The 23,636-nt window shown below is 74.1% G+C and carries 20 protein-coding genes; 15 read left to right on the top strand and 5 right to left on the bottom strand.

Features of this window, described 5'->3' with window-relative positions:
• Positions 1-966 (top strand): NADPH:quinone oxidoreductase family protein, encoded by a 966-nt coding sequence (locus PSD17_RS15660; RefSeq protein WP_339123180.1) that lies wholly within the window; start codon positions 1-3, stop codon positions 964-966.
• 82 nt (positions 967-1,048) lie between these two features.
• Here the strand turns inward: PSD17_RS15660 and PSD17_RS15655 are convergent, their stop codons facing one another.
• A complete protein-coding gene (locus tag PSD17_RS15655; RefSeq protein WP_013676016.1) occupies positions 1,049-2,365 on the bottom strand; it encodes a serine hydrolase domain-containing protein in 1,317 nt (438 codons plus the stop codon).
• A 10-nt stretch (positions 2,366-2,375) separates the two neighbouring features.
• Positions 2,376-2,918: an Lrp/AsnC family transcriptional regulator gene (locus tag PSD17_RS15650; protein ID WP_013676015.1), complete on the bottom strand. Its 543-nt coding sequence runs from the start codon at positions 2,916-2,918 to the stop codon at positions 2,376-2,378.
• Between the two features lie 138 nt (positions 2,919-3,056).
• On the opposite strand from PSD17_RS15650, the gene PSD17_RS15645 reads away from it, so the two are divergent.
• Entirely contained in the window at positions 3,057-5,384 is a 2,328-nt protein-coding gene (locus PSD17_RS15645) for a transketolase-like TK C-terminal-containing protein (RefSeq protein WP_013676014.1), read from the top strand.
• A gap of 18 nt (positions 5,385-5,402) precedes the next feature.
• Here the strand turns inward: PSD17_RS15645 and PSD17_RS15640 are convergent, their stop codons facing one another.
• Entirely contained in the window at positions 5,403-6,353 is a 951-nt protein-coding gene (locus PSD17_RS15640; protein WP_103381418.1) for a proteasome assembly chaperone family protein, read from the bottom strand.
• 148 nt (positions 6,354-6,501) lie between these two features.
• Between PSD17_RS15640 and PSD17_RS15635 the strand changes: the two genes are divergently transcribed.
• Both PSD17_RS15635 and PSD17_RS15630 read left to right on the top strand, forming a co-directional pair.
• A complete protein-coding gene (locus tag PSD17_RS15635) occupies positions 6,502-7,806 on the top strand; it encodes an MFS transporter (protein ID WP_013676012.1) in 1,305 nt (434 codons plus the stop codon).
• Between the two features lie 44 nt (positions 7,807-7,850).
• The gene (locus tag PSD17_RS15630; protein WP_339123175.1) at positions 7,851-8,429 is read left to right on the top strand and encodes a mycothiol-dependent nitroreductase Rv2466c family protein; all 579 of its coding nucleotides are present in this window, start codon (positions 7,851-7,853) and stop codon (positions 8,427-8,429) included.
• Between the two features lie 25 nt (positions 8,430-8,454).
• Here PSD17_RS15630 and PSD17_RS15625 read toward each other — a convergent pair whose 3' ends face one another.
• A complete protein-coding gene (locus PSD17_RS15625; protein WP_339123174.1) occupies positions 8,455-9,036 on the bottom strand; it encodes a DUF1707 SHOCT-like domain-containing protein in 582 nt (193 codons plus the stop codon).
• 140 nt (positions 9,037-9,176) lie between these two features.
• Between PSD17_RS15625 and PSD17_RS15620 the strand changes: the two genes are divergently transcribed.
• From PSD17_RS15620 to PSD17_RS15590, 7 genes are all read left to right on the top strand, one after another.
• Complete coding sequence (locus PSD17_RS15620; RefSeq protein ID WP_339123172.1) at positions 9,177-10,826, top strand: thiamine pyrophosphate-requiring protein; 1,650 nt, start codon at positions 9,177-9,179, stop codon at positions 10,824-10,826.
• A 14-nt stretch (positions 10,827-10,840) separates the two neighbouring features.
• Positions 10,841-11,842, top strand: coding sequence for a zinc-binding dehydrogenase (locus PSD17_RS15615; RefSeq protein WP_339123170.1), 1,002 nt, complete (start codon positions 10,841-10,843; stop codon positions 11,840-11,842).
• Positions 11,843-12,095: 253 nt separating this feature from the next.
• Positions 12,096-13,424 carry a Rieske 2Fe-2S domain-containing protein gene (locus tag PSD17_RS15610; RefSeq protein ID WP_103381389.1) on the top strand — a complete coding sequence of 443 codons (1,329 nt, stop codon included), beginning with the start codon at positions 12,096-12,098 and terminating at the stop codon, positions 13,422-13,424.
• Positions 13,421-13,675 carry a type II toxin-antitoxin system HicB family antitoxin gene (locus PSD17_RS15605; protein WP_013676006.1) on the top strand — a complete coding sequence of 85 codons (255 nt, stop codon included), beginning with the start codon at positions 13,421-13,423 and terminating at the stop codon, positions 13,673-13,675. Before PSD17_RS15610 ends, PSD17_RS15605 begins: the two co-directional genes overlap by 4 nt.
• 109 nt (positions 13,676-13,784) lie before the next feature.
• Entirely contained in the window at positions 13,785-15,167 is a 1,383-nt protein-coding gene (locus PSD17_RS15600) for a Rieske 2Fe-2S domain-containing protein (RefSeq protein ID WP_339123167.1), read from the top strand.
• A gap of 470 nt (positions 15,168-15,637) precedes the next feature.
• Positions 15,638-17,269, top strand: a complete 1,632-nt coding sequence (locus PSD17_RS15595; RefSeq protein WP_339123165.1) for an ABC transporter substrate-binding protein — start codon at positions 15,638-15,640, stop codon at positions 17,267-17,269.
• A gap of 149 nt (positions 17,270-17,418) precedes the next feature.
• Complete coding sequence (locus PSD17_RS15590; RefSeq protein WP_339123164.1) at positions 17,419-18,117, top strand: GntR family transcriptional regulator; 699 nt, start codon at positions 17,419-17,421, stop codon at positions 18,115-18,117.
• 3 nt (positions 18,118-18,120) lie between these two features.
• On the opposite strand, the gene PSD17_RS15585 is transcribed toward PSD17_RS15590, so the two are convergent.
• Positions 18,121-19,485 (bottom strand): FAD-binding oxidoreductase, encoded by a 1,365-nt coding sequence (locus PSD17_RS15585; RefSeq protein WP_339123162.1) that lies wholly within the window; start codon positions 19,483-19,485, stop codon positions 18,121-18,123.
• Between the two features lie 174 nt (positions 19,486-19,659).
• Here PSD17_RS15585 and nthA point away from each other — a divergent pair, with 174 nt between their 5' ends.
• From nthA to PSD17_RS15565, 4 genes are all read left to right on the top strand, one after another.
• Positions 19,660-20,268, top strand: coding sequence for a nitrile hydratase subunit alpha (gene nthA, locus PSD17_RS15580; RefSeq protein WP_013676001.1), 609 nt, complete (start codon positions 19,660-19,662; stop codon positions 20,266-20,268).
• Positions 20,265-20,921, top strand: a complete 657-nt coding sequence (nthB, locus tag PSD17_RS15575) for a nitrile hydratase subunit beta (protein WP_013676000.1) — start codon at positions 20,265-20,267, stop codon at positions 20,919-20,921. The genes nthA and nthB overlap by 4 nt, the downstream gene beginning before the upstream one ends.
• 67 nt (positions 20,922-20,988) lie before the next feature.
• The gene (locus PSD17_RS15570; protein WP_013675999.1) at positions 20,989-21,159 is read left to right on the top strand and encodes a hypothetical protein; all 171 of its coding nucleotides are present in this window, start codon (positions 20,989-20,991) and stop codon (positions 21,157-21,159) included.
• A 54-nt stretch (positions 21,160-21,213) separates the two neighbouring features.
• Positions 21,214-23,636, top strand: a 2,423-nt coding sequence (locus PSD17_RS15565) for an ATP-binding protein (protein ID WP_339123159.1), incomplete at its 3' end; no start/stop codon positions are given.

Genomic DNA, 23,636 nt, shown 5'->3' with positions numbered 1-23,636 from the left:
GTGCGCTCGGTTCAGGTGGTCCGGCTCGAGGGGCCGTCGGCGGTCGAGGTCGTCGACGTCGCGGAGCCCGTCGCCGCGGACGGTCAGGTGCTCGTCGACGTCCGGGCGGCGGGGGTGAACTTCCCGGACGTGCTGCTCACCCGTGGGCTCTACCAGTACCGGCCCGACCCGCCCTTCGGGCTCGGTTCCGAGCTGGCCGGCGTGGTGCGGGCGGCGCCGGCGGGTTCGGGTCTCGCGGTCGGGGAGCGGGTCGCCGCGTTCTCGAGCTACGGCGCGTTCTCCGAGGTCGCCGCGGTGGCGGCGGACCACGTCGTCCCGCTGCCCGACGAGGTGTCCTTCGCCGCGGGCGCCTGCCTGCCGATGAACTACCTGACCGCCCACTTCACCCTCGCGGTCCGGGGCCGGCTGCGGGCCGGCGACACCGTGCTCGTCCACGGGGCGGCCGGCGGCATCGGCACCGCGGTGACCCAGCTCGCCCGTGCGATGGACGCGCGGGTCATCGCCGTCGTGTCCAGCGACGCGAAGGCCGACGTCGCGCGGGCCGCGGGAGCGCACGAGACCGTCCTCGTCGACGGGTTCAAGGACGCCGCGCGCGAGCTGACCGGCGGCAAGGGCGTCGACATCGTCGTCGACCCGGTGGGCGGGGACCGGTTCACCGACTCGCTGCGTGCGCTCGCCCCGTTCGGCCGGGTGCTGGTGGTGGGGTTCACCGCGGGCGAGATCCCGACCGTCAAGGTGAACCGGCTGCTGCTCGGCAACACCGAGGTCGTCGGCGTCGCGTGGGGCGGGTACGCGCTCTCGCACGAGGGCTACGTGCACGGGCAGTGGGCGGACCTGCTGCCGCACCTGCGGTCCGGGGCGCTGTCCCCGGTGATCTCGCAGACGTTCCCGCTCGAGCGCGCCGCCGAGGCGCTGGCGACGATCGACGAGCGCCGCGTCACCGGCAAGGTCGTCCTGCAGCCCTGACTGGCCCGAGCGGTCGTGAGCGGGTCAGGACCGGGTCGACGTCGCGTCCGACGCTCGTGAGTGGCGATGGTCGCGCCGGCGACTATCGCCACTCACAGGTGCCGCCCGGGACGGGAGCCGCCGGGTCGTAGGGCGTGCGGGTGAAGACGAACGTGGCCAGGTTCAGCGCCACGGGGTCCAGGCGCAGCGTCTCGCCCGCGAAGTAGCCGTCCATCCCGATCCAGGTGCCGTCGGGGCCCGGGCGGAAGCGGCTCGCCCGGCCGGGACGGCCCAGCCCGCCCAGGTGCAGCAGCCCGCCGGGGATCGCCCGCAGCGCGTACGGCGACGGCCCCCAGTACCAGGGGCCCAGCAGCTCCAGCGGGACCGGCGACGGCGCGGGCGCCCACGCCCCGACGACGGTCGGCTCGGCGGCCTTGACGTCCGCGATCAGCGCGGCGGGCAGGCCCCCGTCGAGACCGGAGGTGGTGTTCGCCAGCGCGAGCGCACCCGTGGCCTCGTCGCGGTCGACCCACAGGCCGGCGAGGAACCCGGGCATCGAGCCGCCGTGCCCGACGAGCGTCGCCCCCTCGACGCGCCGCACCTGCACCCCGAGCCCGTAGGACGACCAGCCGACGGTGTCGCCGCTGTCGACGCCCGAGGGCAGCACCATCTCCTCCAGCGTGGCCGGCGCGAGTACCTCGCCGGTGTCGCCGATCAGGAAGGCGCCGAGCCGGGCGAGGTCGGCGGCCGAGGCCCACAGCTGCCCGGCCGGCGCCATGACGACGGCGTCGTGCTCGGGCTCTGGCTGGCGGACGTCGGCCCACGGGTGCACGGCCCAGCCCTGTGCCGCGGGCGGCACGGGCCGCGGCGTCGTGCGGGTCATGCCCAGCGGCAGCAGCACCTCGTCGCGGGCGACGTCGCTCCACGCCCGGCCACGGACCCGCGCGACGAGCTCGCCGAGCAGGCCGAACCCGAGGTTGGAGTAGTGGAAGCGGCGGGCCGCGGGCAGCACCGCGTCGGCGGGGGAGAGCCCGAGCCCGTCCAACGACGTGCCCGGCGCCCGCTCCCACCACGTCCCCGGGCTCTCCGACGTCGCGCCGGCCATGTGGGACAGCAGCTGGCCGAGCGTGCGGTCGCCCAGCGGGGTGCCGGGGACGTGGTGTTCCAGCGGGTCGCCGAGGTCAAGGAGGCCCTCGTCGCGCAGTCGCAGCACGGTGATCGCGGTGACGGTCTTGGTGATCGACCCCAGCCGGTACTGGACGTCGCGGTGCGGCTCGGCGACGTCGCCGCGGGCCGCCGACCACGCCAGCCCGCCGTCGCGGACGACACCCGCGACGAGCCCGGGGACGCGGCCGTCGCGCTGGGCGCGGGCGGTGCGGGCGTAGAGGGTGCGGGCGGTCGCGGGGAGCACGTCGGTCACGCCCCGCAAACTATCGGGGCACCCCCGACCCCTCCGCGGCGATCCGGCGCAGCAGCGGTTCGACCCGGTAGTCGACGAGCCGGCGCATCACCAGGCCGGTCGTCGTGCGCTCGACGCCGTCGATCGCGAGCAGCTCGCCCGCGACGCGGTAGAGGTCGTCGGCGTCGCGGGCGACGACCTGGACCTGCAGGTCGGACTGTCCCGAGATGCCCAGCACCTCCAGCACCTCCGGCACCTGCCCGAGGGCGGCCCCGACCTCGTCGAGGCGGCGCTGGGTGACCTGCACCGTCACGTAGGCGACGAGCGGGTAGCCCAGCGCGGTGGTGTCGATGCGGCGCTCGAAGCCGCCGAGGACGCCGTGCTGGTCGAGCCGCGCCAGCCGGGCCTGCACGGTGTTGCGTGACATGCCCACCCGCTCGGCGAGCGCGAGCACCGTGGCGCGCGGGCTCTCGGCGAGGGCGAGCAGCAGCCGCGCGTCCACGGCGTCGATCCGGTGCCCGCTCGGGTCGATCCGGGGGTCCTTCCGGAGGTCGGTCGTCGGCTCACTGGGCACGATGCCCCTTTCTCGTGCGGGTGGGAGCGCGGGGACCGGGCAGTCTGCACGGTCTCCGGCCGAGAGCTGGTGCAGACATCGTGTCGGTGGTCGGATGTGCGGGCAACTTGCCGTCCTACAGCCCGGAGAGTGATCGGAATGAGCACCGCCGCACCGGCCGTCCCTGCCGCCGCGACACCTGCGGACCGGTTGGCCGTGCTCACCGACGTCGAGAAGCGGGTGCTCTGGCTCTCGACGGCGATCATCGACCACGCCAACCGGGTGCGGCCCAACCCCACGGGCCTCAAGGTCGGCGGGCACCAGGCGTCGTCGGCCTCGATGGTGACGATCATGACCGCGCTGTGGTTCGAGCACCTGCGGGCCGAGGACCGGGTGTCGGTCAAGCCGCACGCCTCGCCGGTCCTGCACGCGGTGAACTACCTGCTGGGCGAGCTCGACGAGCGCTACCTGACCACGCTGCGCGAGTTCGGCGGCCTGCAGTCCTACCCGAGCCGGTCCAAGGACCCCGACCCGGTCGACTACTCGACGGGGTCGGTCGGCATCGGCGCGACGGCCCCGATCTGGGGTGCGCTGGCCCGTCGCTACGTGGAGTCCAAGGGCGGCGGCGCGGGCACCGGCCGGCAGTACTCGCTGGTCGGCGACGCCGAGCTCGACGAGGGCGCCTGCTGGGAGGCGATCCTCGACCCGATGGTCGCCGAGCTCGGGGAGGTCGTCTGGATCGTCGACCTCAACCGGCAGTCGCTCGACCGCGTCGTCCCGAACATCGGTGCGCTGCGCATCCAGGGCATGTTCGAGGCCGCGGGCTGGCAGGTGCTGACGGTCAAGTACGGCCGGCTGCTGCACGAGCTGTTCGCCCGCCCCGGCGGCGACGCGCTGCGCCGGCGCATCGACGAGATGCCCAACCCCGAGTACCAGCGGCTGCTGCGCTGCACGCCCGCCCAGCTGCGCGAGCGGCTGCCCGACTGCCCGGAGCTGGCGCAGCTCGTCGGCACACTCGACGACGAGACCCTGCACGCCGCGATCCGCAACCTGGGCGGGCACGACCTGCAGGCCGTCGGCGACGCACTGCGCGCCATCGACGACACCCGCCCGACGGTGATCCTCGCCTACACGGTCAAGGGCCGCGGGCTGGCGACGGAGGGCCATCCGCAGAACCACTCGTCGCTGCTGACCGCCGAGCAGCTCGCCGAGCTCGCCGACGCCGTCGGCGCGTCGACCGAGGCGCCGTGGGCACGGTTCCCGGCCGGGTCCGCGGCCGACGAGCTGTGCCGGCGGACCGCGGCGCGGCTGCGTCGCGAGCCCGTGCCCGCGCTTCCCGCCGTCGACCTGCCCACCGACATCGGGCGCACCCCGTCGGGCCGGGCGACGACCCAGGCGGCGCTGGGCCGGACGCTGCTCGACCTCACCCGGTCGGCCCCGGAGGCCGCGGCGCGCGTGGTGACGCTGTGCCCGGACGTGTCGTCGTCGACGAACCTGGGCGGCTGGGTCAACAAGGTCGGCGTGTGGTCGGCGGCCGAGCGTCGCGACTGGTTCGACGACGACCCCGAGACGATCCTGCACTGGCGCGAGCGGCCCACCGGCCAGCACCTGGAGCTGGGCATCGCCGAGGGCAACCTCGTCGGGCTGCTGGGGGAGCTGGGTGCGACCTGGAGCCGGTGGGGCCAGCCGCTGCTGCCGATCGGGGTGCTCTACGACCCGTTCGTCGAGCGCGCACTGGAGCCGTGGTCGTTCGGCATCTACGCGGGCGGGCAGTCGATCCTCGTCGGCACGCCGTCAGGGGTGTCGCTCGCACCGGAGGGCGGTGCGCACCAGTCGGTGACGACGCCGTCGGTCGGTCTGGAGCAGCCGGGCTGCATCACCTACGAGCCGGCGTTCGCGATCGACGTGGAGTGGACGCTGCTCGCGTCGCTCGCGCGCCTGGGCCGGCCCGACGGGACGTCGGCCTACCTGCGGCTCTCGACCCGCCCGGTCGACCAGACCCTCGCGGCGGTGCCCGCCGACCCGGCGGCGCGCGAGCGCCGGCGCAAGCAGGTCGTCGCGGGCGCGTACCCGCTGCGGAGGTCGGCGGGGACCCCGGACGTCACCATCGCCTCGATGGGCGCGATCGTGCCCGAGGCGCTGGCCGCGGCCGACCGGCTCGCCGAGCAGGGGATCGCGGCGGACGTCGTCTGCGTCACCAGCCCCGGCCTGCTGTTCGAGGCGGTGCAGGCCCGTGCCGGGCACGGTGACGCCGAGAGCTGGGTGCTCGACGCGGCCTTCCCCGCGCACCGCGCCGCGCCGCTGGTCACGGTGCTCGACGGGCACCCGCACACGCTCGCGTTCCTGGGCGGGATCCACCGGCAGCGGGCCACCCACCTCGGGGTGTCGCGGTTCGGGCAGTCCGGCGACCTCGAGTCGGTCTACCGGTACCACGGCATCGGCACCGACGGGATCGTCGCGGCGGCGCTCGACGTCACCGACGCCTGACGTCACCGACGCCTGACGTCAGCGGTCGGGGTCGGACGGGCCGTCGGCCGGGTCGTCGCCCGGCAGCTCGTCGCCGGGGTCGCGGGCGGCGAGGAACCGCTCGACCTCGGCCGCGAGCTCGTCGGCGCTGGGCAGCTCGCCACCGAGCCCCCCGGCACCGGCGCCCGCGCGACCCTCGGCGACGGTGTCGTACTGCCGCTCCAGGGCGGTGACGACCTGCGCGACCTCCTCGGAGTTCTCCACCTGCTCGGCGATCTCGGCCTCGGTCCGCTCGGCGGCCTTGGTCAGCGACTCGGTGGGCATGAACAGCCCGGCCGCGACGCCGGTGTGGTCGAGCAGCGTGCGCGCGGCCTGCGGGTACTCGGCGCGGGCGAGGTAGTGGGGCACGTGCACGGCGAACCCCATGGCGTCGATCCCGGCCTCACCCAGGCGGTACTCGAGGAGGGCGACGGCGCTGCCGGGGACCTGCGCGCTGCCGAACCAGGCCGTGTGGCCCTCGACGAGCTCGGGGCGGGAGGCGTGTGCGGTGACCCCGATGGGGCGCGTGTGCGGCACGGCCATCGGGATGCCCGACAGCGTGATCACCAGCCGGATCCCGAAGCGCCGCACGATCTGCTCGACCGCGGCCACGAACCGCTCCCACTGCGTGTCGGGCTCCGGCCCGCTGAGCAGCAGGTACGGCGTGTCCCCGGTGTCGGTGAGGGCCACGATGTCGAGCGTGGGCGGGCTGTAGGAGGCCCAGTGGTCGGTCTCGAACTGCAGCGGCGGCCGCCGCGACCGGTAGTCGACGAGCTGGTCGACGTCGAAGTGCACGACCGGCGTCGTGTCCCGGCCCTCGACGAGCGCCTCCGCCGCGAGCCGTGCCGCGTTGCCGGCGTCGACGAACCCGTCGAGCACGACCACCAGCACCGGCTCGCTCAGCTGCGGGGCGTCCTCGGCCACCGTGTAGAGCTCCTGCGGGTCGAGCACCGTGATCCTCTTCCTCCGGCCGTCCGCCTCGCGTCCCTCGCGGGACACCTGTCCGCCGCCGGGCGTCTCCGGCCCGACACACCTCACAACGTGAGGCGGCCCGCACAGCATCCCGTTCGGCGCCGCCTGCGCGCACCATTGTCCTGTCATGGATGTGAGTGGTCGTCGCTGGGTCGTGTGGTCGGTCGGACTGTTCGCCTATCTCGTGGGCGTGATGAACAGGACGACGTTCGGGGTCGCCGGGCTCGACGCCGCCGACCGCTTCGGAGCGGCACCCGCCGTGCTCTCCGGGTTCCTCGTGCTGCAGCTGCTGGTCTATGCGGCGCTGCAGATCCCGACGGGGCTGCTGCTCGACCGGTTCGGCGCCCGGCGGCTCGTCGTCCTCGGGGCGCTGGTGATGGCCGTCGGGCAGCTGCTGCTGGCGCTGGCCTCGACGCTGCCGCTGGCGATCGCGGCGCGGGTGCTGGTCGGTGCCGGTGACGCGTTGACGTTCATCAGCGTGCTCTCGGTGGTCAACGCGTGGTTCCCGGCACGGCAGGTCCCGGTGCTGACGCAGCTCACCGGACTGCTCGGACAGGGCGGGCAGGTGCTGTCGGCCGTCCCGTTCGCGCTGCTGCTGCACCACGTCGGCTGGGCGCCGGCCTTCGTGTCGGCGGCGGCACTGGGCGTCGCGGCCGCGCTCGCGGTGCTGGCGGTGTTCCGCAACCGGCCGGCCGGCGTCACCGCGCCGGTCGCGGCCGCGTCCTGGCGTGACGTGCGGGCGCTGCTGCGGTCGTCGTGGACCGAGCCCGGCACCCGCCTCGGGCTGTGGACCCACACCGGCACCCAGTTCGCGGGCACGGTGTTCGCGCTGATGTGGGGCGTGCCGTACCTCGTCGCCGGCCAGGGGATGTCCCCGGCGGCGGCGGGGGCGTTGCTGACGGTCCTCGTCGTCGTGGGCGTGGTGGCCGGCCCGGCGTTCGGCGAGTTCGCCGCCCGGCGCCCGATGCGCCGCTCGTGGCTGGTCATCGGCGTGATCACGACGACGGCCGCGGCCTGGACCGCCGTGCTGCTCGTCCCACCGCCGGTCCCGGCGTGGCTGCTCGTGCTGCTCGTCGTGGTGCTCGCGGCCGGCGGACCGGCGTCGATGATCGGGTTCGACTACGCCCGCACGTCGAATCCCGGGTACCGGCAGGGCACGGCCGTCGGCATCGTCAACATCGGCGGGTTCACCGCGTCGCTCCTGGTCACCCTCGCCGTCGGCGCGGTACTCGGGATCGCGGGCGGGTACACGCCCGGCGCGTTCCGCGTCGCGTGGACGGTGCAGTACGTCGTGTGGGGGCTGGCTCTCGTCGGCATCGTCGTGGCGCGCCGCCGGACGCGGCGGCGTCTGGTCGAGCAGGGTGAGGTCGTGCCGCCGGCGTGGCGTCCGCTGCGGCGGCGCGAGGTGGCGGTGGAACGGGCCGCGGCCTGAGCCCCGAACGTGAACATTCAACTCCGGAGCCGTAGCGTCGGGGGATGACGCCCGTGGAGTTCTTCTTCGACCCCGGTTGCCCCTACACCTGGCGCACGTCCCGCTGGATCGCCGACGTCGCCGACGCCGGTGCCGCAGCCGTGACGTGGCGGCTGATGAGCCTGTCGGTCCTCAACGAGGGCAAGGAGATCCCCGAGGAGTACCGGCCGGTGATGGCCCAGAACGTCCGCGTGCTGCGGGTGCTGGCCGCTGTCGAGGACAACGACGCGCGCGCCCGCCTGTTCACCGCGTTGGGCACCCGCCGTCACGAGCAGGGCGCCGACTACGACGACGACACCATCGCCGCCGCCGTCGCCGAGGCCGGCCTCCCGGACGAGACCGTCAAGGCCGCCGACGACGAGGCCTTCGACGCCCTCGTCCGCGCCTCCCACGACGATGCGCAGGCCGCCGTCGGCCAGGAGGCGGGCAGCCCGATCCTGCGCGTCGGGGGCAATGCGTGGTTCGGCCCGGTCGTCGTGCCCGTCCCGGAGCGCGAGGAGGGCCTGCGGCTGTTCGAGGCGGTCCGGCTGCTCGCCGACGTCCCGTCGTTCAGCGAGCTCAAGGGCAGCCGCAACCCGTTCTGATCGCGCGTGGTCCGCGGGGCCGGGCTCAGCCCACGTGGACGCGGACGTGCCCGAGCACGCTGTGTCCGCTGAGCCGCACGGTCGGCGAGTCGGGCCGCGGCAGCACCCCGCGGGCGGAACGGCGCTCGACGACCGAGCGCTTGCCCAGCGCCGCCGTGCCGGCGTCGACGAGCCGGGTGCCGGGGGAGACGTGGACCTCGACCTTGCCCAGCAGCGAGTTCGCGACGACGTCGACGACGGCATGGGCCGCCAGGTCGCGCAGGTCGAGGACCACCACGCCCAGCACGGCCTCGGCCTCGACCCGGCCGCCGGAGACGTCGGGACGGCGGCTGACCTTGCCGAGCGTGACGCGCACCGGCGCGCCCGGCGACACCACCGGTGACGCCGCGGCGGGGTGCGTGACCGTCCGGGCGGGCGCGGAGCCCTGGCCGCCGGGCAGGTCGGCCAGGGCCGGCCGCAGCTGCGAGGCGGTGCGCGCCGAGTAGACCGCGGCGAGCCGTTCGTCGTGTTCCACCCAGGTCAGGCGGCCCTCGCCGACGGCGCTGTGCAGGACGGCGGCGGCGCGGTCGCGGTCGTCGTCGGAGATGCGGAGCTCGACCTCGGACATGGCAGCAGTGTATGACGTCATCGTGACGCCATCAAGACGTCATCGGGTTCCAGGTTTGACGGCCGTCCGGAGCCGAACTAGCGTCGACGACGCGTCGACGACCGGCACGGGACCCGAAGGAGGGCACGCGTGATCGCGTCGTGAACGCGGCCGTGAACGTGACGCAGGCTGCGGCCGAGGTGCTTCGCCGTGAAGGCGTCGAGCATCTGTTCGCCTACCCGCTCAATCCCCTGATCGACGCCGCGGCGGCCGTGGGCATCCGGCCCGTGGTCGTCCGCCAGGAACGCGTCGGCATCCACATGGCAGACGCCGTGAGCCGCCTCGGCGACACGGTCGGCGTGTTCTGCATGCAGGCCGGACCGGGCGTCGAGAACTCCTTCGGCGCGGTGGCGCAGGCCTTCGCCGAGGGGATCCCGCTCGTCGTGATCCCCGGCGGCGCCCCGCGGGCCCAGACGTGGGTGCAGCCGGCGTTCAACGCCGCGCTGAACTTCCAGCACGTCACGAAATGGGCGGAGCAGGTCACCACGGGCGCGGGGCTCGTCCCCGCCCTGCGGCGCGCGTTCACCCAGGCGCGCAACGGCAGGCCCGGTCCGGTGCTCGTCGAGATCCCCGGCGACGTGTGGGCCGAGGACGCGCCGGGCGTCGAGGAGTACGTGCCGTCGCGCCGGGCCCGCAGCACCCCGGACGCCGACGCCGTCGACGCCGCGGCGGCCGCGCTGGTGGCGGCCGAGCGGCCGCTGATCTATGCGGGGCAGGGCGTCCACCACGCCCGTGCCTGGACCGGGCTGCGCGAGCTCGCCGAGCTGCTCGAGGCGCCGGTCACCACGAGCCTGGAGGGCAAGAGCGCCTTCCCCGAGACGCACCCGCTCGCGCTCGGCTCGGGTGGCGTAGCCATGCCGCGGGCGGTGTTCGAGCACGTCCGCGACGCCGACGTCGTGTTCGGTGTGGGCGCGAGCTTCACCGCGACCGGCTTCGGCATCCGCTTCCCGACGGCCGGGAGGACGTTCGTGCACAACACCGTCGACGCCGTCGACCTGGACAAGAACGTGCCCGCGGCACACGCGTTGGTCGGCGACGCGGGGCTCACGCTCGCGACGCTCACCGACGCCGTGCGCGACCGTCTTCGCGGGCGCGCGCGCGGGCGTGCCGACGAGGTCGCCGCCCGGATCCGGGCCCAGAACGACCCGTGGCTCGCGGGCTGGCGGCCCCACCTCGACAGCGACGCGGTCCCGCTGTCGCCCTACCGGGTGATCCGCGACCTGATGGCGACGGTCGACGTCGCGCGCACGATCATCACCCACGACGCCGGCAGCCCCCGCGACGAGCTGTCCCCGTTCTGGCGCACCGAGGCGCCGCACACCTACCTCGGCTGGGGCAAGTCGACCCAGCTCGGCTACGGTCTCGGGCTCGCCATGGGCGCGAAGCTGGCGCGGCCGGACATGTTGTGCGTCAACGTCTGGGGCGACGCCGCGATCGGCATGACCGGCATGGACCTGGAGACCTGCGCGCGCGTCGGCATCCCGATCCTGTCGGTGCTGTTCAACAACTTCGCGATGGCGATGGAGGACCGGATCATGGCGGTCTCCCGGGAGCGCTACGCCAGCACCGACATCTCCGGCGACTACGCCGCGATGGCGCGGGCGTTCGGGCTGCACGGCGAGCGTGTCACCGCGCCGTCCGACATCGTGCCCGCGCTGCGTCGCGCCCGCACGGCCGTCGACGCCGGGACGCCCGCGCTCGTCGAGTTCGTGACGACGCGGGACAAGTGCTACTCGACCTTCCAGTCCTGAGGGGGACGACGACCATGGGCGACACGACGATGTGTGCTGCGCAGCTCGTCGCACCGGGGCGGATCGAGGCCGTGGAGGCACCGGTCCCGCGCCCCCGCGAGGGCGAGGTGCTCGTCCGGTCGCGGCGCGGCTCGATCTGCGGCAGCGACCTGCACGTGCTGCACGACGGCTTCTACCGCGGCACGTACCCGGCCGCGCCGGGCTACCCCGGGCACGAGGGCGTCGGGGTCGTGGAGGACTCGCGGGACCCGGCGTTCGCGCCGGGCGACGTCGTCCTCGCGGTGCCGGTCCCGCGCGACGCCCGCTGCTTCGCGCAGTGGCAGGTGGTGAAGGCGGCGTCGCTGATCGGGCTGCCGCGCGGGGCCGACCCCGACCGGCTGCTCCTGGCCCAGCAGCTCGGGACGACGATCTTCGCGATGCGCCGGTTCTGGCCGCCCGCGGTCGCGGGGCCGGCGGAGGGGCGCACCGTCGCGATCTGCGGGGCGGGGTCGGCCGGGCTGTTCTTCACCGCGCTCGCCCGCCTCGCCGACTTCGGCAGGATCGTCGTCGCCGACCGCGCGCCGTCGCGACTGGACATCGCGGCGGAGTTCGGCGCGGACGTCGTGGTCGACGTGCGGCGCGACTCGTTCGTCGACGCGGTGATGGAGTCGACCGGCGGCGAGGGCGCGGACCTGGTGATCGAGGCCGTCGGGTACGACGAGACCCGGGTGCAGTGCCTGCAGGCCGTGAAGACCTGGGGGCGCGTCGGGTACTTCGGCTTCCCCGAGCGTCCCGACGGCCCGTCGACCTGGTCGTACAACGACGCGTGGGCTCGCCGCCCGACGATCGAGCACTCGCACAGCACCCAGGCCGAGCCGGGACTGACCGCGTTCCGGGAGGCCATCGACCTCATCCACTCCGGGGCGGTCGACGTGACGCCGTTCCTCGACCCGGTCTATCCGCTGGCCCGGGTGGCGGAGGCGTTCGAGGCGGCGCGCACCCAGCAGGGCGGGAAGATCGCGATCGACCTGCGCTGAGCCGCGGTCCGCGGGCGCCGGTGGCAGGAGTCGCGGTGACGCGACGTCGTCATCACGACTCCTGCTCCCGAAGGATCATCGCCGCGCCCTTGACACTGCCGATGGCAGTCTTCAATATTGAAGACAACGAGGTGGAATACCGTTTCTCCTCCGCTCCGACGCCCTGGGAACTCATTTCCGACGCAGCAGCAGGGCGTGCTCGTGACCACTTCCGCCACACGACCGGTGGGCGAACTCGCCCACGGGAGGTCTCATGCTGAGCAGGGTCGACAACGAGACGATCTGCCGGGTCGGCAAGGGCACGCCGATGGGCGATCTGATGCGCCAGTACTGGGTGCCCTTCGCGTTGTCGCGAGAGCTGGAGCCGGACTGCGACCCCGTGCGGATCATGGTGCTCGGACAGCGCTTCCTCGCGATCCGCACCACGTCGGGAACCCCGATGCTGATGGACGAGGAATGCCCGCACCGGGGTGCCTCGATGTGGTACGGGCGCAACGAGAACGAAGGCATCCGCTGCGTCTACCACGGCTGGAAGTTCGATGGCGGCGGCCGGTGCGTCGACATGCCCAACGAGCCGCCGGGAAGCACCTTCAAGGACAAGGTGCGGCTGCCGACCTACCCGGTGACCGAAGCGGGGGGCCTGCTCTGGACCTACCTGGGTCCGCGCCCGACGCCCCCGCCCATGCCGGGCTTCGAATGGATGGACGACGCCGGCGACGACAGCAGTGCCTGGGCGTTCCAGCGCGAGTGCAACTGGCTGCAGGCGCTGGAGGGCGACATCGACACCAGCCACTTCGGGTTCCTGCACGTCGGGCACGCCGAGCCCGACGACGCCCCGGAGGACTCGTTCCTGCGCTACACGATCGAGGACCGCGCGCCGCGCTACAAGGTGCTCGACACCGAGTTCGGCGCGACCTACGGCGCCTACCGCCCCGCCGGGTCCGACGACCGGCTGTACTGGCGCTTCGCGCACTTCCTGTTCCCGTTCTACACGATGGTTCCCACCGGGGTACTCGGAACGAAGCTGCAGGTCAGGGCGTGGGTCCCGATGGACGACCAGCACACGATGGCCTTCCACTCCGCACCGAGCGCCCGTCGGTACACCGCTCCTGCGTCACAGAAGGTCGGGATCACCGAGCGCGAGGCCACGGCCACGGAGTTCCTGCCGAACACCACCGACTGGTTCGGCCGGTTCCGGATCACCGCCCGCCGCGAGAACGACCATCTGATCGACCGGGAGCTGCAGCGCAGCGGCGCGAGCTACACCGGACTCGGCGGGGTCAACATCGAGGACCAGGCCATCACCGAGAGCATGGGCGACATCTACGACCGCACCAAGGAGCACCTCGGCAGCTCCGACGTGATGGTGATCCGGGTGCGGCGCCGGCTGCTGGCCGCCGCCCGCGCGCTCACCGACTCCGGCACCGCACCGCCCGCCGTGGACGAGCCCGGGGCGTACCGGCAGCGTTCCGGCGGCATCGTGCTGCCGGCCGACGCCGACTGGATGGAGGCGACGGCCGAGCTGCGCAGCGCGGGCGTCGACCACCCCGAGCTCGACCCCAGCATGGCCGGCGGCGCATGAGCACCCCCGTCGGGACCAGCCTGGCGGAGCTGCTCGCCGTTCCCTACGTGATGGACGTCCAGGCCGTCCGCCGCGACGACGGCGAATGGGTCTGCCGCGTGAGCTACGACGAGCTGCCCGGATGCGTCGCCGAGGGCCGCACGCCGTACGAGGCGCTGACCCGGCTCGAGCGCCGCCGGGTGGAGATCCTCACCGAGCTGCACCGGGCCGGCGCCGTTCCGTCCGCCCCCCGTGCGCCCCTGCGGATCTGACGCCCCCTCGTACGACGTCTCGACCGAACGCGTCACCCCACCACCAACCCGCACCGCCGGCCGCGCCGGCGGCGGGGCGGGACCGCACGCGACACGAGGAGGCCCGACGATGCTGTCGGCCGAGGACAACGAGATCCTGACCCGGGTCGGCCCGGGCACACCGATGGGCGAGCTGCTGCGCCGCTACTGGATGCCCGCAGCGCTGTCCGAGGAGCTGCCGAACGCCGGGGGCGACCCGGTGCGTGTCCGGCTCCTCGGCGAGGACCTGGTCGCCTTCCGCGACCTCAACGGCCGCATCGGGCTGATCCAGGAGAACTGCCCGCACCGCGGCGCGTCGCTCTGGTTCGGCCGCAACGAGGGCAGCAGCGCCGCGCCGTCGGCGGCCGCCGACGGGGCGTGCGGTCTGCGCTGCCCGTACCACGGCTGGCAGTTCGACGTCGACGGCCGGTGCATCGACATGCCGTCGGAGCCGGCCAGCAGCTCGTTCAAGGAGCGGGTGCAGGCGCGTGCCTACCCGGTCCACGAGTCCGGTGGTGTCGTCTGGGCCTACCTCGGGCCCCGCGAGACCATGACGCCGTTCCGCGACTTCGGCACCGACTCGCTCGCTCCCGAGCACGTCATGGCAGGCAAGACGTTCAGCCCGTGCAACTGGGTGCAGGCGATGGAGGGCAACCTCGACACGTCGCACATCTCCTGGCTGCACCAGTACGACGCCATCTCCGAGCTGCCCGACGACGGCACCGACAAGCCCGGCTACAACTCGGTCGAGACGTCGTGGCGGATCTGGCGCCACGACCGGGCACCGCGGCTGGAGGTGCACGACGACTGGTACGGCTATCGCTACGCCGGCATCAGGACCTCGCCCAACGGGCACACCCACGTCCGGATCACCGGGTTCTGCGTGCCGAACGTGACGACCGTGGCGGCGATCCCGTACCGCGGCAGGCTGAGCATGTTCGTCCCCGTCGACGACGAGAACTGCCTGCGCTACAACCTCGTCGCGCAGAAGATCGGCGACATGCACGGGTACGGCAGCGGGGGCAACCTGTTCGACGTCCGGAACTTCCCGTACGCGCCGCAGACCCGGCAGGGGATCCGGCCGCGGCAGTGGACCGCCGAGAACGACTACCTCATCGACCGTGAGGCCCAGCGGACGCAGAACTTCACCGGGATCTCCGACTTCAACAGCCAGGACCTGATGGCCACGGAGTCGATGGGGCCGATCTACGACCGGTCCCAGGAGCACCTGGGCACCAGCGACCGGGCGGTGATCAGGATGCGCCGCATCCTGATCGGCGCGGCCAAGGCGCTGGCCGAGAACGGCACGCCGCCGCCGGCCCTGGCCGAGGACGGCCACGACTTCAGGACGTTCCGGTCCGCGGAGAAGATCCTCGAGCCGGGGGAGGACTGGCGGATCCTCGGCACCGACGACGACCCGCTCGTCCGGGAGGAGCTGCTGGCCCGCCGTTCGACGGCGAGCGGCCAGGCCTGACCCGGGGCGCCGCCGGCCCCGGCCGGCCGGCGGCACCCCCGACCTACGCAGGTCTCCGCTCGGGGCGGCCGCGGACGGTCGCGGCCCCCCACCGACGGCCGGCCGCCGCAGTGCCGCCGGTCGCGACTCACTCACGACGGGAACTCGGGTGGAACGGGTTGGGGTCCGCCGACTCTGCGCGCTGTGCGGCGCACCGGCGCAAATCACCGTGCACGTCCGTGGCCCGCGGCATCCCGCGGCGACGGTGTGCGCACTGTGCCACCAGCGGCTCGCGATGAACCTCGCCTCGCTGGGCTGGTGTGAACCCGGGCTGCACTACGGCCCGCCGTCGGCGGTGTGCCGACGACATCATGTGCGTTTCGTGTGGCTCGGACCGGACTGACCGGCCGGCCGCACCCGTGACGCACTCCCCGCACTCCTCACCACGACGCGCGAGCCGACGACGTCTCGCGAGATTGTGAGGTACGACGATGCACGTCAGACCCGTGGTCCGGACCAGGGCGGTGCTGGCCCTCCTCGTGGCGGTCGTCCTCGTCACCGCGGCATGCGGTGCGAGCAACACCGTCCGGTCCGGCTCGAGCACCTCCGGGATGGACGCCTCGCACCCCTTCGGCGGCGACCCCGCCACGGAGGGGACACCGCAACGCGGCGGGATCCTGCGCTACGGGATGGACCGTGAACCGGTGTCGATGGACCCGACGGTCCCCGGCTACCAGATCGCCGACTACGCGGTGTACGACCCGCTGTTCCGCATGAACGCCTCCGGCGACGTCCAGCCCTACCTCGCCGAGTCCATGACGACCGCCGACGGTGGCACCACGTGGGTCCTGACGTTGCGGCCCGGGGTCAAGTTCCAGGACGAGACCCCGCTCGACGCCGACGCCGTGATCTTCAACGTGCAGCGTCAGCAGCAGATCGCGCGGTCCCCCGGCAACGTCTACGCGAAGTGGGTGAAGTCGATGACGGCCGTCGACCCGCTGACCGTGCGGTTCGTTCTCACCCAGCCCGTCGGGGTCTTCGTCAACGCGTTCGCGCTGCGTTCCAACGACGGCACCCTGGGGCTGATGGCCTCGCCGACGGCCGTCAAGAAGTGGGGTGCCGACTACGGACGCCATCCTGTCGGAGCGGGACCGTTCTCGTTCGTCGACTGGGTGCCCGACTCGAAGATCGACGTGACCCGGTTCGCCGACTACTGGCAGAAGGACAAGGGGATGCCCTACCTCGACGGCATCCAGTTCCGCCCGGTCCCCGACACGGAGGCGGCCTACGCCTCGATCTCCAACGGCGACCTCGACGTCCTCATCTGCTCGTACCAGACCGAGATCCTGCGGGGCTCGAACAACAAGGACCTGACGACGTACTACAACCCGGGCAACGGCGGGGAGTACTTCTACTTCAACTTCACGAGGGCTCCCTTCAACGACCCCCGGATGCGGGAGGCCCTGCTGGCCGCGCTCGACCCGAAGGCGATGAGCGCGACGCAGTACAGCGGCTTCATGGACCCGGCGCAGACGCCGTTCTCCGCGGACAGCCCGTTCTACGACGCCGCCACGGCCGAGCGGTACCCGACCTACGATCCCGCGAAGGCCAAGCAGCTGATCGCCGACTACGTGAAGGACGGCGGCGACCCGAACTTCACGCTCTCGACGGCCAACAACCCGACCCGCACGCAGTTCGCCCAGTTCGTGCAGGCCCAGCTCAAGGCCGTCGGGGTCGAGGTGAAGCTCGACCTGCAGGACCTCGGCACGTTCAGCTCGACGGTCGTGCAGGGCGGCAACTTCCAGCTGTCGACCTGGGTGTCGGGATGGCCCACGCCGTTCCCGTCGCTGGTCCAGCTGCTGCACACCGGCGGCAGCGGGAACTACGGGCGCTACTCGAACCCGCAGGTCGACTCCCTGCTCGACGACGCCGTCGCCACGACGGACAAGGCGAGGCAGACCGCCGACTACAAGCAGGTCGAGGCGATCGCCGGGAAGGACCTCGCGATCGGCTGGTACAGCCGGGCATACACGGGGATGCTCACCCGCAAGAACGTCAAGGGCATCGTGCTCGACATCCCGACGGGCCCGCAGATGTGGGCCGGCGCATGGATGTCGCACTGACGGGGTGGCGCTCGTGCCACTGACGGGTCACGGCTGCCGGACCGGGTCGGTCCATGGTCCGGCAGCCGCTAGGCTGACCCGGGGCCGCGAGGCGGTCACCCGGCCCGGAACGGCGTGAGCGGCTCCGGACACGTACCGGAGGCACCACCATGGCACGAGCGCCGCTGGCCAGAGCTGCGGGCAGGTCCACGGCGCTCGTCCTCGCCGAGCTGCGCCGGGCGATCTCCCAGGGAGATCTGACTCCGGGCGAGCAGATCCGCCAGCAGCTGTGGGCGGACCGGATCGGTGTCAGCAGGCCCCCGCTGCGAGAGGCCCTGGAGATCCTCACCACCGAGGGCCTCGTCGTGCACGGGGTGAACCAGGGCTACTTCGTCACCCGTTTCAGCCGCGACGAGATGCAGCAGCTCTACACGATGCGCCTGCTGCTGGAGCAGGAGGCGTTGACCTCGCTGCGGTGGCCCGACGAGAACCGGCTCGCGGAGTTCGAGGAGCAGGTGCGGGGGATCGAGGAGCACGCGCTGGCCGGGCGGCCCGACATCGCGATGCAGGGCCTGAGCGACCTCTACATCGGCATCTACCAGCTGTGCGGGCGGCACCTGATCGTCGACGAGATCCAACGGTTGTGGATCAAGACGACGGCCTACCGGTCGCTGAGCTTCGACATCATGCGTGATCCCGCGGCCTCCGGCCGACGGCTGCGCGGCATCCTCGAGCTGTTGCGCGAGCACGACCTCGACGCGCTGCGCGAGACGCTGCTGCATCCCACGATCCGCGGCAAGCTGGGCACGGCGGTGCCCGACGTCGCCCACCACGAGCAGGGCGACGACGGGCGGGTCGTGGCGAGCTGACCGTCAGCCGATGACCACGTTCGTGCCGAACAGGCCGGTCGGGTCGACGCCCTCACGGATCGACCGCAGCCGCGCCCGGTCCGCGTCGTCCCACAGCGCGGCGACGCGGGCGGGGCCGGCCTGGCCGAGCAGGTTCACCAGCCCCCGCGCGCACGCCCAGGGGCGCATGGCCTCCAGCACGGCGGCGGTCGAGGCGGCGACGACCTCCACCGGCGGCCCGGCGAGCACCCCGAGGGTGTAGAGCGAGAACGCGGCCTCGCGGCCGGAGACGGCGTTCGGGATCTCCGCGGGCCGGCCGACGGCGCCGCCGAGGAGCCGCAGCTCGACCATCGCCAGCGGGACGTCGACGTCGGGGCCCGCGGTGGCGAGCAGCGCGTCGACGGCCTCGGCGGGCAGCTCGCGCAGGGCACCGCCGCGGTCCCAGACCGGCATCGGGTCCGTCGGGTCCATGTGGACGGCGTCGACCGCGGCGTAGGGCAGATCGGCGACCATGTCGAGCACGGGCTCGGCGACGGTGCGCATCGGCGCCAGCAGGGCGGCGCCCTCGTCGGCCGGGCCGAGGTGGGCGAAGCGCAGCGCGACGACGAACCGTCCGCGCAGCGGCTCCGGCAGCGCCGGGTCCGGCGGCACGCGCAGCAGCGCGACGGAGGTCGTGGTGTCCTCGGGCAGCGTCGGGGCCCACTCCCGCCAGGCGTGCAGGACGGCCGCGGCGTCGGCCGCCCCGAACGCCACGGCGCCGCCGTAGAACCGGGTGACGGGCATGAGGTCGAACTCGATCTCGGTGATGATCCCGAAGTTGCCCTTGCCGCCACGGACGGCCCAGAACAGGTCGGGCTCGGTCTCGGGGGTGACGTCGCGGATCCGCGCGTCGGCGGTGACGAGGGTGAAGCGGCGGACGTGGTCGGCCGCGAAGCCGAAGCGCCGGGCCATCGGGCCGAGGCCCCCGCCCGTCGTGTAGCCGACGACGCCGACGTGCGACGACGAGCCGTTGAGCGGGGCCAGCCCGTGCGGCGCGGCGGCGTCGATCACCTCGCGCCAGCGCACGCCCGCGCCCACGCGCGCGGTGCGCGCCACCGGGTCGACGGTCACACCGGTGAGCCGCTTCGTCGAGACCAGCACGGTCCCGAACAGCTCGTCGAGCAGCCCGTGGCCGGTGGCCTGGACGGCGACCTTGCAGCCGGTGGCGGCGGCGTGCGCGACGGCGGCGGCGACGTCCTCGGCGCAGGTCGCGCCGACGACGACGGCCGGTGCGGGCAGATGCGTCGCGTTGAACCCGGCGACCTCCTCGGCGTAGCCCTCGTCGCCGGGGCGGAGCACGGGTCCGGCGACGCGGGAGAGGCTGTCGTGGTGGTCGATCATCGCGGTCATCGGTGGTTCCCCCTGTGATGGCGGCCCGGTCGGGGCCGGTGCCTGTGGCGTCCTGGGGAAGACCCTGCCGTTCGCCGGGGGTCCGCCTCGACCGCGCCAACGCGTGTTCCGGTGGTGTGGGCAGTACCCCCTCCGGCGCCGGGGTGGCACCCGCGGCGGTCGTAGGCTCGGAGCATGGTCACGGACCGAGCGGGCGACGCGGGGATCGCGACGCGCGTCGCCGCACTCGAGGAGATCCTCGTCGAGAAGGGGTACGTCGACCCCGCCGCGCTCGACGAGATCATCGCCACCTACGAGCACGACGTCGGGCCGCGCAACGGCGCCCGGGTCGTCGCGCGGGCGTGGACCGATCCCGGCTACCGGGAACGGCTGCTGGCCGACGCCACGGCCGCGATCGCCGAGCTGGGCTACGGCGGGCGGCAGGGCGAGCACATGGTCGCCCTCGAGAACACGCCGCAGGTGCACCACCTCGTCGTGTGCACGCTCTGCTCGTGCTACCCGTGGCCGGTGCTGGGCCTGCCCCCGACCTGGTACAAGTCGGCGGCCTACCGGTCGCGCGCGGTGATCGACCCCCGCGGCGTGCTGGCCGACTTCGGCGTCACGCTCGCCGACGGCACCCGCATCGCCGTGCACGACTCGACGGCCGAGGTGCGCTACCTCGTCGTGCCGATGCGCCCGCCCGGCACCGACGGTCTCGACGAGGACGCGCTGGCCGGTCTCGTCACCCGCGACTCGATGATCGGCACCGGCCTCGCGCTCGCGCCGGGGGAGGTGCGCGGATGAACGGCGCCGCCGACCTCGGCGGGATGATGGGCTTCGGCCCGGTGGTCCCGGAGCCCGAGGACCATCGTTTCGACGCCGGGTGGCAGCGCCGGGCGCTCGCCCTCACCCTCGCGATGGGCGCGGCGGGCCGGTGGAGCATCGACGAGGGCCGGCACGCCCGGGAGTCGATCCCGCCGCCGGAGTACCTGACGTCGAGCTACTACGCGATCTGGGTCCGGGCACTGGAGGACCTGCTGGTCGCCCACGGCCTGGTCACCCGCGCGGAGCTGGCGGCCGGGCGCGCCGACGGCCCGGGCGAGCCGGTCCGCGTGCTGCGGGCGGGCGACGTCCGCGCGGCCCTCGCCGCGGGCACCCCCTACTCGCGGCAGGTCGCGTCGTCGGCGAGGTTCGCCGCGGGGCAGCGGGTCCGGGCCCGGGTCATGAACCCGGCGGGGCACACCCGGTTGCCGCGCTACGTGCGCGGCCGCACCGGCACGGTCGTGACGGTGCACGGCGCTCACGTGCTGCCCGACAGCAACGCCCGCGGCGCGGGGGAGTCGCCGCAGTGGCTCTACCAGGTCCGTTTCGACGCGCGCGAGCTGTGGGGCGAGGACGCCGACCCGGCGTCGACGGTCGACGTCGACGCGTGGGAGTCGTACCTGGAGCCGGCGTGAGCACGCTCCGGGAACTCCTGGGCGCGCCCGTTCGTCGGACGGGTGTAGACCGACGAGAGGTTGGGACATGCTGCTGAAGATCCTGGGTGTCGCCCTCGCGATCTGGATCGTCATCTCGGTGCTCGGAGCGGTCTTCAAGTTCCTCGGCGTCGCGCTGGTGATCGGGGCGCTGCTGTTCGTCGGTGCCGCCGCGTACAGCGCGATCAAGAACCGCAACAACAAGGCGCTGCCGCGCTGATCCGGCGCACGGCGCGGGGTTCCGCGCCGGCGCGGTGACGGCCATACTCCCGCCGTGCTCCACGGTCGGGAGGCCGAGCTGCGCGAGCTGCTCGCGGCGGCCGCCGCGGCGTTCGCGGCGGGTCGCAGCACGTCCGCGCTGATCGTCGGCGACGCCGGCATCGGCAAGACCCGGCTCGTGGCGGAGGTCGCCGACCGGCTGCGGGCCGACGGCGTACGCGTCGCGTGGGCGGCCTGCGTCGCCGACGGCGGCGCGCCGCCGTACTGGCCCGTCGCGCAGCTGCTCGACGCCCTCGGCCGCGCGGACGTCATGGAGGTCCCGGCCTCGGCGGAACCGGAGTTCGCCCGGTTCCTGCTGTTCGAGGCGGTCGCCGACGCCCTGCGCGATGCCGCGCCGCTGCTCGTCGTCGTCGACGACCTGCAGTGGGCCGACGCGCCCACGCTGCGGGTGCTCGCCGCCCTGCGCGCGCACCTGGCGGTCGCGCCGGTCGTGCTGCTCGCGACCGTCCGCGACACCGATCCCGGCGCGGCACGCACCCTCGACGCGCTGGCCGCCGACCGCCGCCTCGGCCTGCGCGGGCTCGCGGCGGCCGATCTGATGCCCGTGCTGGCGGAGCTCACCGGCGTCTCGCTGGACGCGGCGGCGGCGGCCGACCTGCACGCCCGCACCGGCGGCAACCCGTTCTTCGCCGCCGAGGTCGTCCGGATGCGCCGCGCCGGCCGCGACGCGGAGGTTCCCGGCGGCGTGCGGGCCGTCCTCGACCGGCGGCTCGACCGGCTCCCCGACGGCAGCGAGACCGTGCTGCGCGCGGCGGCGGCGCTCGACGTCGGCGTGACGTCCGGGGTGGACGCGGTGCTGCTGGCCCGCGTCTCGGATCTCCCGCCCGCGGCGGTCGCGGAGACCGTCGCCCCCGCCGTCGACGCCGGGCTGCTGCGGGTCGGCCACGACCGCTACCGGTTCCCGCACGCGCTCGTGGCCGACACCGTGTCCGCCCGGACGCCGCCGCAGCAGCGGCTCGACCTGCACCGGCGGGCGGTGTCGGCGCTGGCGGCACGGCAGGCGGCCGGGACCGCGTCGGCCGCGGCCGTCGCGCACCAGATGCTGGCCGCGGCGCGGTTGTCGGGTGATCCCGCCGAGGCCCGCGCCGCCGCCGCGGCGGCCGAGTCGGCGGCCGGGCTCGCCGTCGCCGCCACCGCGTACGAGGACGCCGCGGGCTGGCTCGCGGCCGCGCTCGCGGCGCTGCCCGACGACGAACCCGACGCACGCCGCCCGGCGCTGCTGTGCGCCCGCGGGGAGGCCCTGCTCGCCGCGGGGGACCCGTCCGCGGCCCGCGCCGCGTTCACCGCCGCCGCCGAGCTGGCCCGCGACACCGGCCCCCCCGAGCTGCTCGCGACCGCCGCGCTGGGCCGCACCGGTGGCGCCGCCGGTTTCGAGGTCGACCTGTCCGACCCCGACCGGGTCGTGCTGCTCGAGGAGGCCCTCGCCGCGCTCCCGGCGGGCGACTCGGTGCTGCGCTGCACGCTGACGGCCAGGTTGTCGGTCGCGCTGGCCTTCACCCGCGGGGCGCGTCGTCGCCAGGCCGTCGCGGAGGAGGCCGTGGCGGCGGCAGGCCGGCTCGGGAACGCCCGGGCGTCGGCCGGGGCGCTCGCCGCCTGGTGCGACGCCGCCGCGGGGCCGCAGTACGTCGCCGCACGCCGGGAGGCGGCGACGGAGATCGTCGAGACCGCGCGCACGGCGGGCGACCGGGCCGTCGAGCTGCTCGGCAGGCGGCTGCGGCTGGTCGCGCTGGCCGAGGCGGGCGACTGGGCGGGGGTCGACGTCGAGATCGACCGCTATGCGCGGGTCGCCGACGCGGTGCGCCGCCCGGACCTCGCGTGGCTGGTCCCGCTCTGGCGCGGGACCAGGGCGACGATGCGCGGCGACGCCGCGGCCGAGGCCGCGCACGCCGCGGAGCTGCGCCGGCTCACCGAGCTCTCCGGCAGCACCAACGCCGAGCTGCTCGGGCTGACCCAGGGGTTCGTGCGCGAGGGGCTCGCGGGGCGCGCCTCCGTCGTCGTCGAGCGCTTCCTCGAGCTGGCCCCGGACCTCGGTGACTCGGCGCACTGCACGATCGCGCTGCTGCACGCGCTGTCCGGCGCTCCCGCCGCGGCGCGCCAGGCGCTGCACCGGTGGCTCGACGGCCGGGGCGCCGGCATGTCCGAGGACGAGCGCGACAGCGAGTGGCTGCCCGAGGCCGTGCAGGCCGCCCGGGCCGCGGTCCTGCTCGGGGACCGGGACGCCGCCCGCGCGCTGCACGAGCTGCTCTCCCCCTTCGCCGGCCTCTTCGCGATCGAGGGGCTCCTCGCCGGCACGTGGGGCTGCGTGGCCGGACACCTCGGCAGGATCGCCGCGCTGCTCGGCGACGACGCGGCCGCCCGCCGCCACCTGGCCGTCGCCGCCGAGCTCGACACGGCGGCCGGTGCGGCGCTGGGGGAGCG

Origin of the sequence: Pseudonocardia sp. D17 (assembly GCF_036984265.1) — a bacterium.
Classification (GTDB): Bacteria; Actinomycetota; Actinomycetes; order Mycobacteriales; family Pseudonocardiaceae; genus Pseudonocardia; species Pseudonocardia benzenivorans.
Note: the sequence above shows the minus strand (reverse complement) of the source record. Positions and strands in the feature narration are given on the sequence as shown.

What these genes read in the sequence shown, in the direction of transcription:
- PSD17_RS15645 (WP_013676014.1), top strand. Translation starts at nt 3,057, where the DNA reads ATGAGCACCGCCGCACCGGCCGTCCCTGCCGCCGCGACACCTGCGGAC.
- PSD17_RS15635 (WP_013676012.1), top strand. Translation starts at nt 6,502, where the DNA reads ATGGATGTGAGTGGTCGTCGCTGGGTCGTGTGGTCGGTCGGACTGTTC.
- PSD17_RS15630 (WP_339123175.1), top strand. Translation starts at nt 7,851, where the DNA reads ATGACGCCCGTGGAGTTCTTCTTCGACCCCGGTTGCCCCTACACCTGG.
- PSD17_RS15625 (WP_339123174.1), bottom strand. Translation starts at nt 9,036, where the DNA reads ATGTCCGAGGTCGAGCTCCGCATCTCCGACGACGACCGCGACCGCGCC.
- PSD17_RS15615 (WP_339123170.1), top strand. Translation starts at nt 10,841, where the DNA reads ATGGGCGACACGACGATGTGTGCTGCGCAGCTCGTCGCACCGGGGCGG.
- PSD17_RS15610 (WP_103381389.1), top strand. Translation starts at nt 12,096, where the DNA reads ATGCTGAGCAGGGTCGACAACGAGACGATCTGCCGGGTCGGCAAGGGC.
- PSD17_RS15605 (WP_013676006.1), top strand. Translation starts at nt 13,421, where the DNA reads ATGAGCACCCCCGTCGGGACCAGCCTGGCGGAGCTGCTCGCCGTTCCC.
- PSD17_RS15600 (WP_339123167.1), top strand. Translation starts at nt 13,785, where the DNA reads ATGCTGTCGGCCGAGGACAACGAGATCCTGACCCGGGTCGGCCCGGGC.
- PSD17_RS15595 (WP_339123165.1), top strand. Translation starts at nt 15,638, where the DNA reads ATGCACGTCAGACCCGTGGTCCGGACCAGGGCGGTGCTGGCCCTCCTC.
- PSD17_RS15590 (WP_339123164.1), top strand. Translation starts at nt 17,419, where the DNA reads ATGGCACGAGCGCCGCTGGCCAGAGCTGCGGGCAGGTCCACGGCGCTC.
- PSD17_RS15585 (WP_339123162.1), bottom strand. Translation starts at nt 19,485, where the DNA reads ATGACCGCGATGATCGACCACCACGACAGCCTCTCCCGCGTCGCCGGA.
- nthA (WP_013676001.1), top strand. Translation starts at nt 19,660, where the DNA reads ATGGTCACGGACCGAGCGGGCGACGCGGGGATCGCGACGCGCGTCGCC.
- nthB (WP_013676000.1), top strand. Translation starts at nt 20,265, where the DNA reads ATGAACGGCGCCGCCGACCTCGGCGGGATGATGGGCTTCGGCCCGGTG.
- PSD17_RS15570 (WP_013675999.1), top strand. Translation starts at nt 20,989, where the DNA reads ATGCTGCTGAAGATCCTGGGTGTCGCCCTCGCGATCTGGATCGTCATC.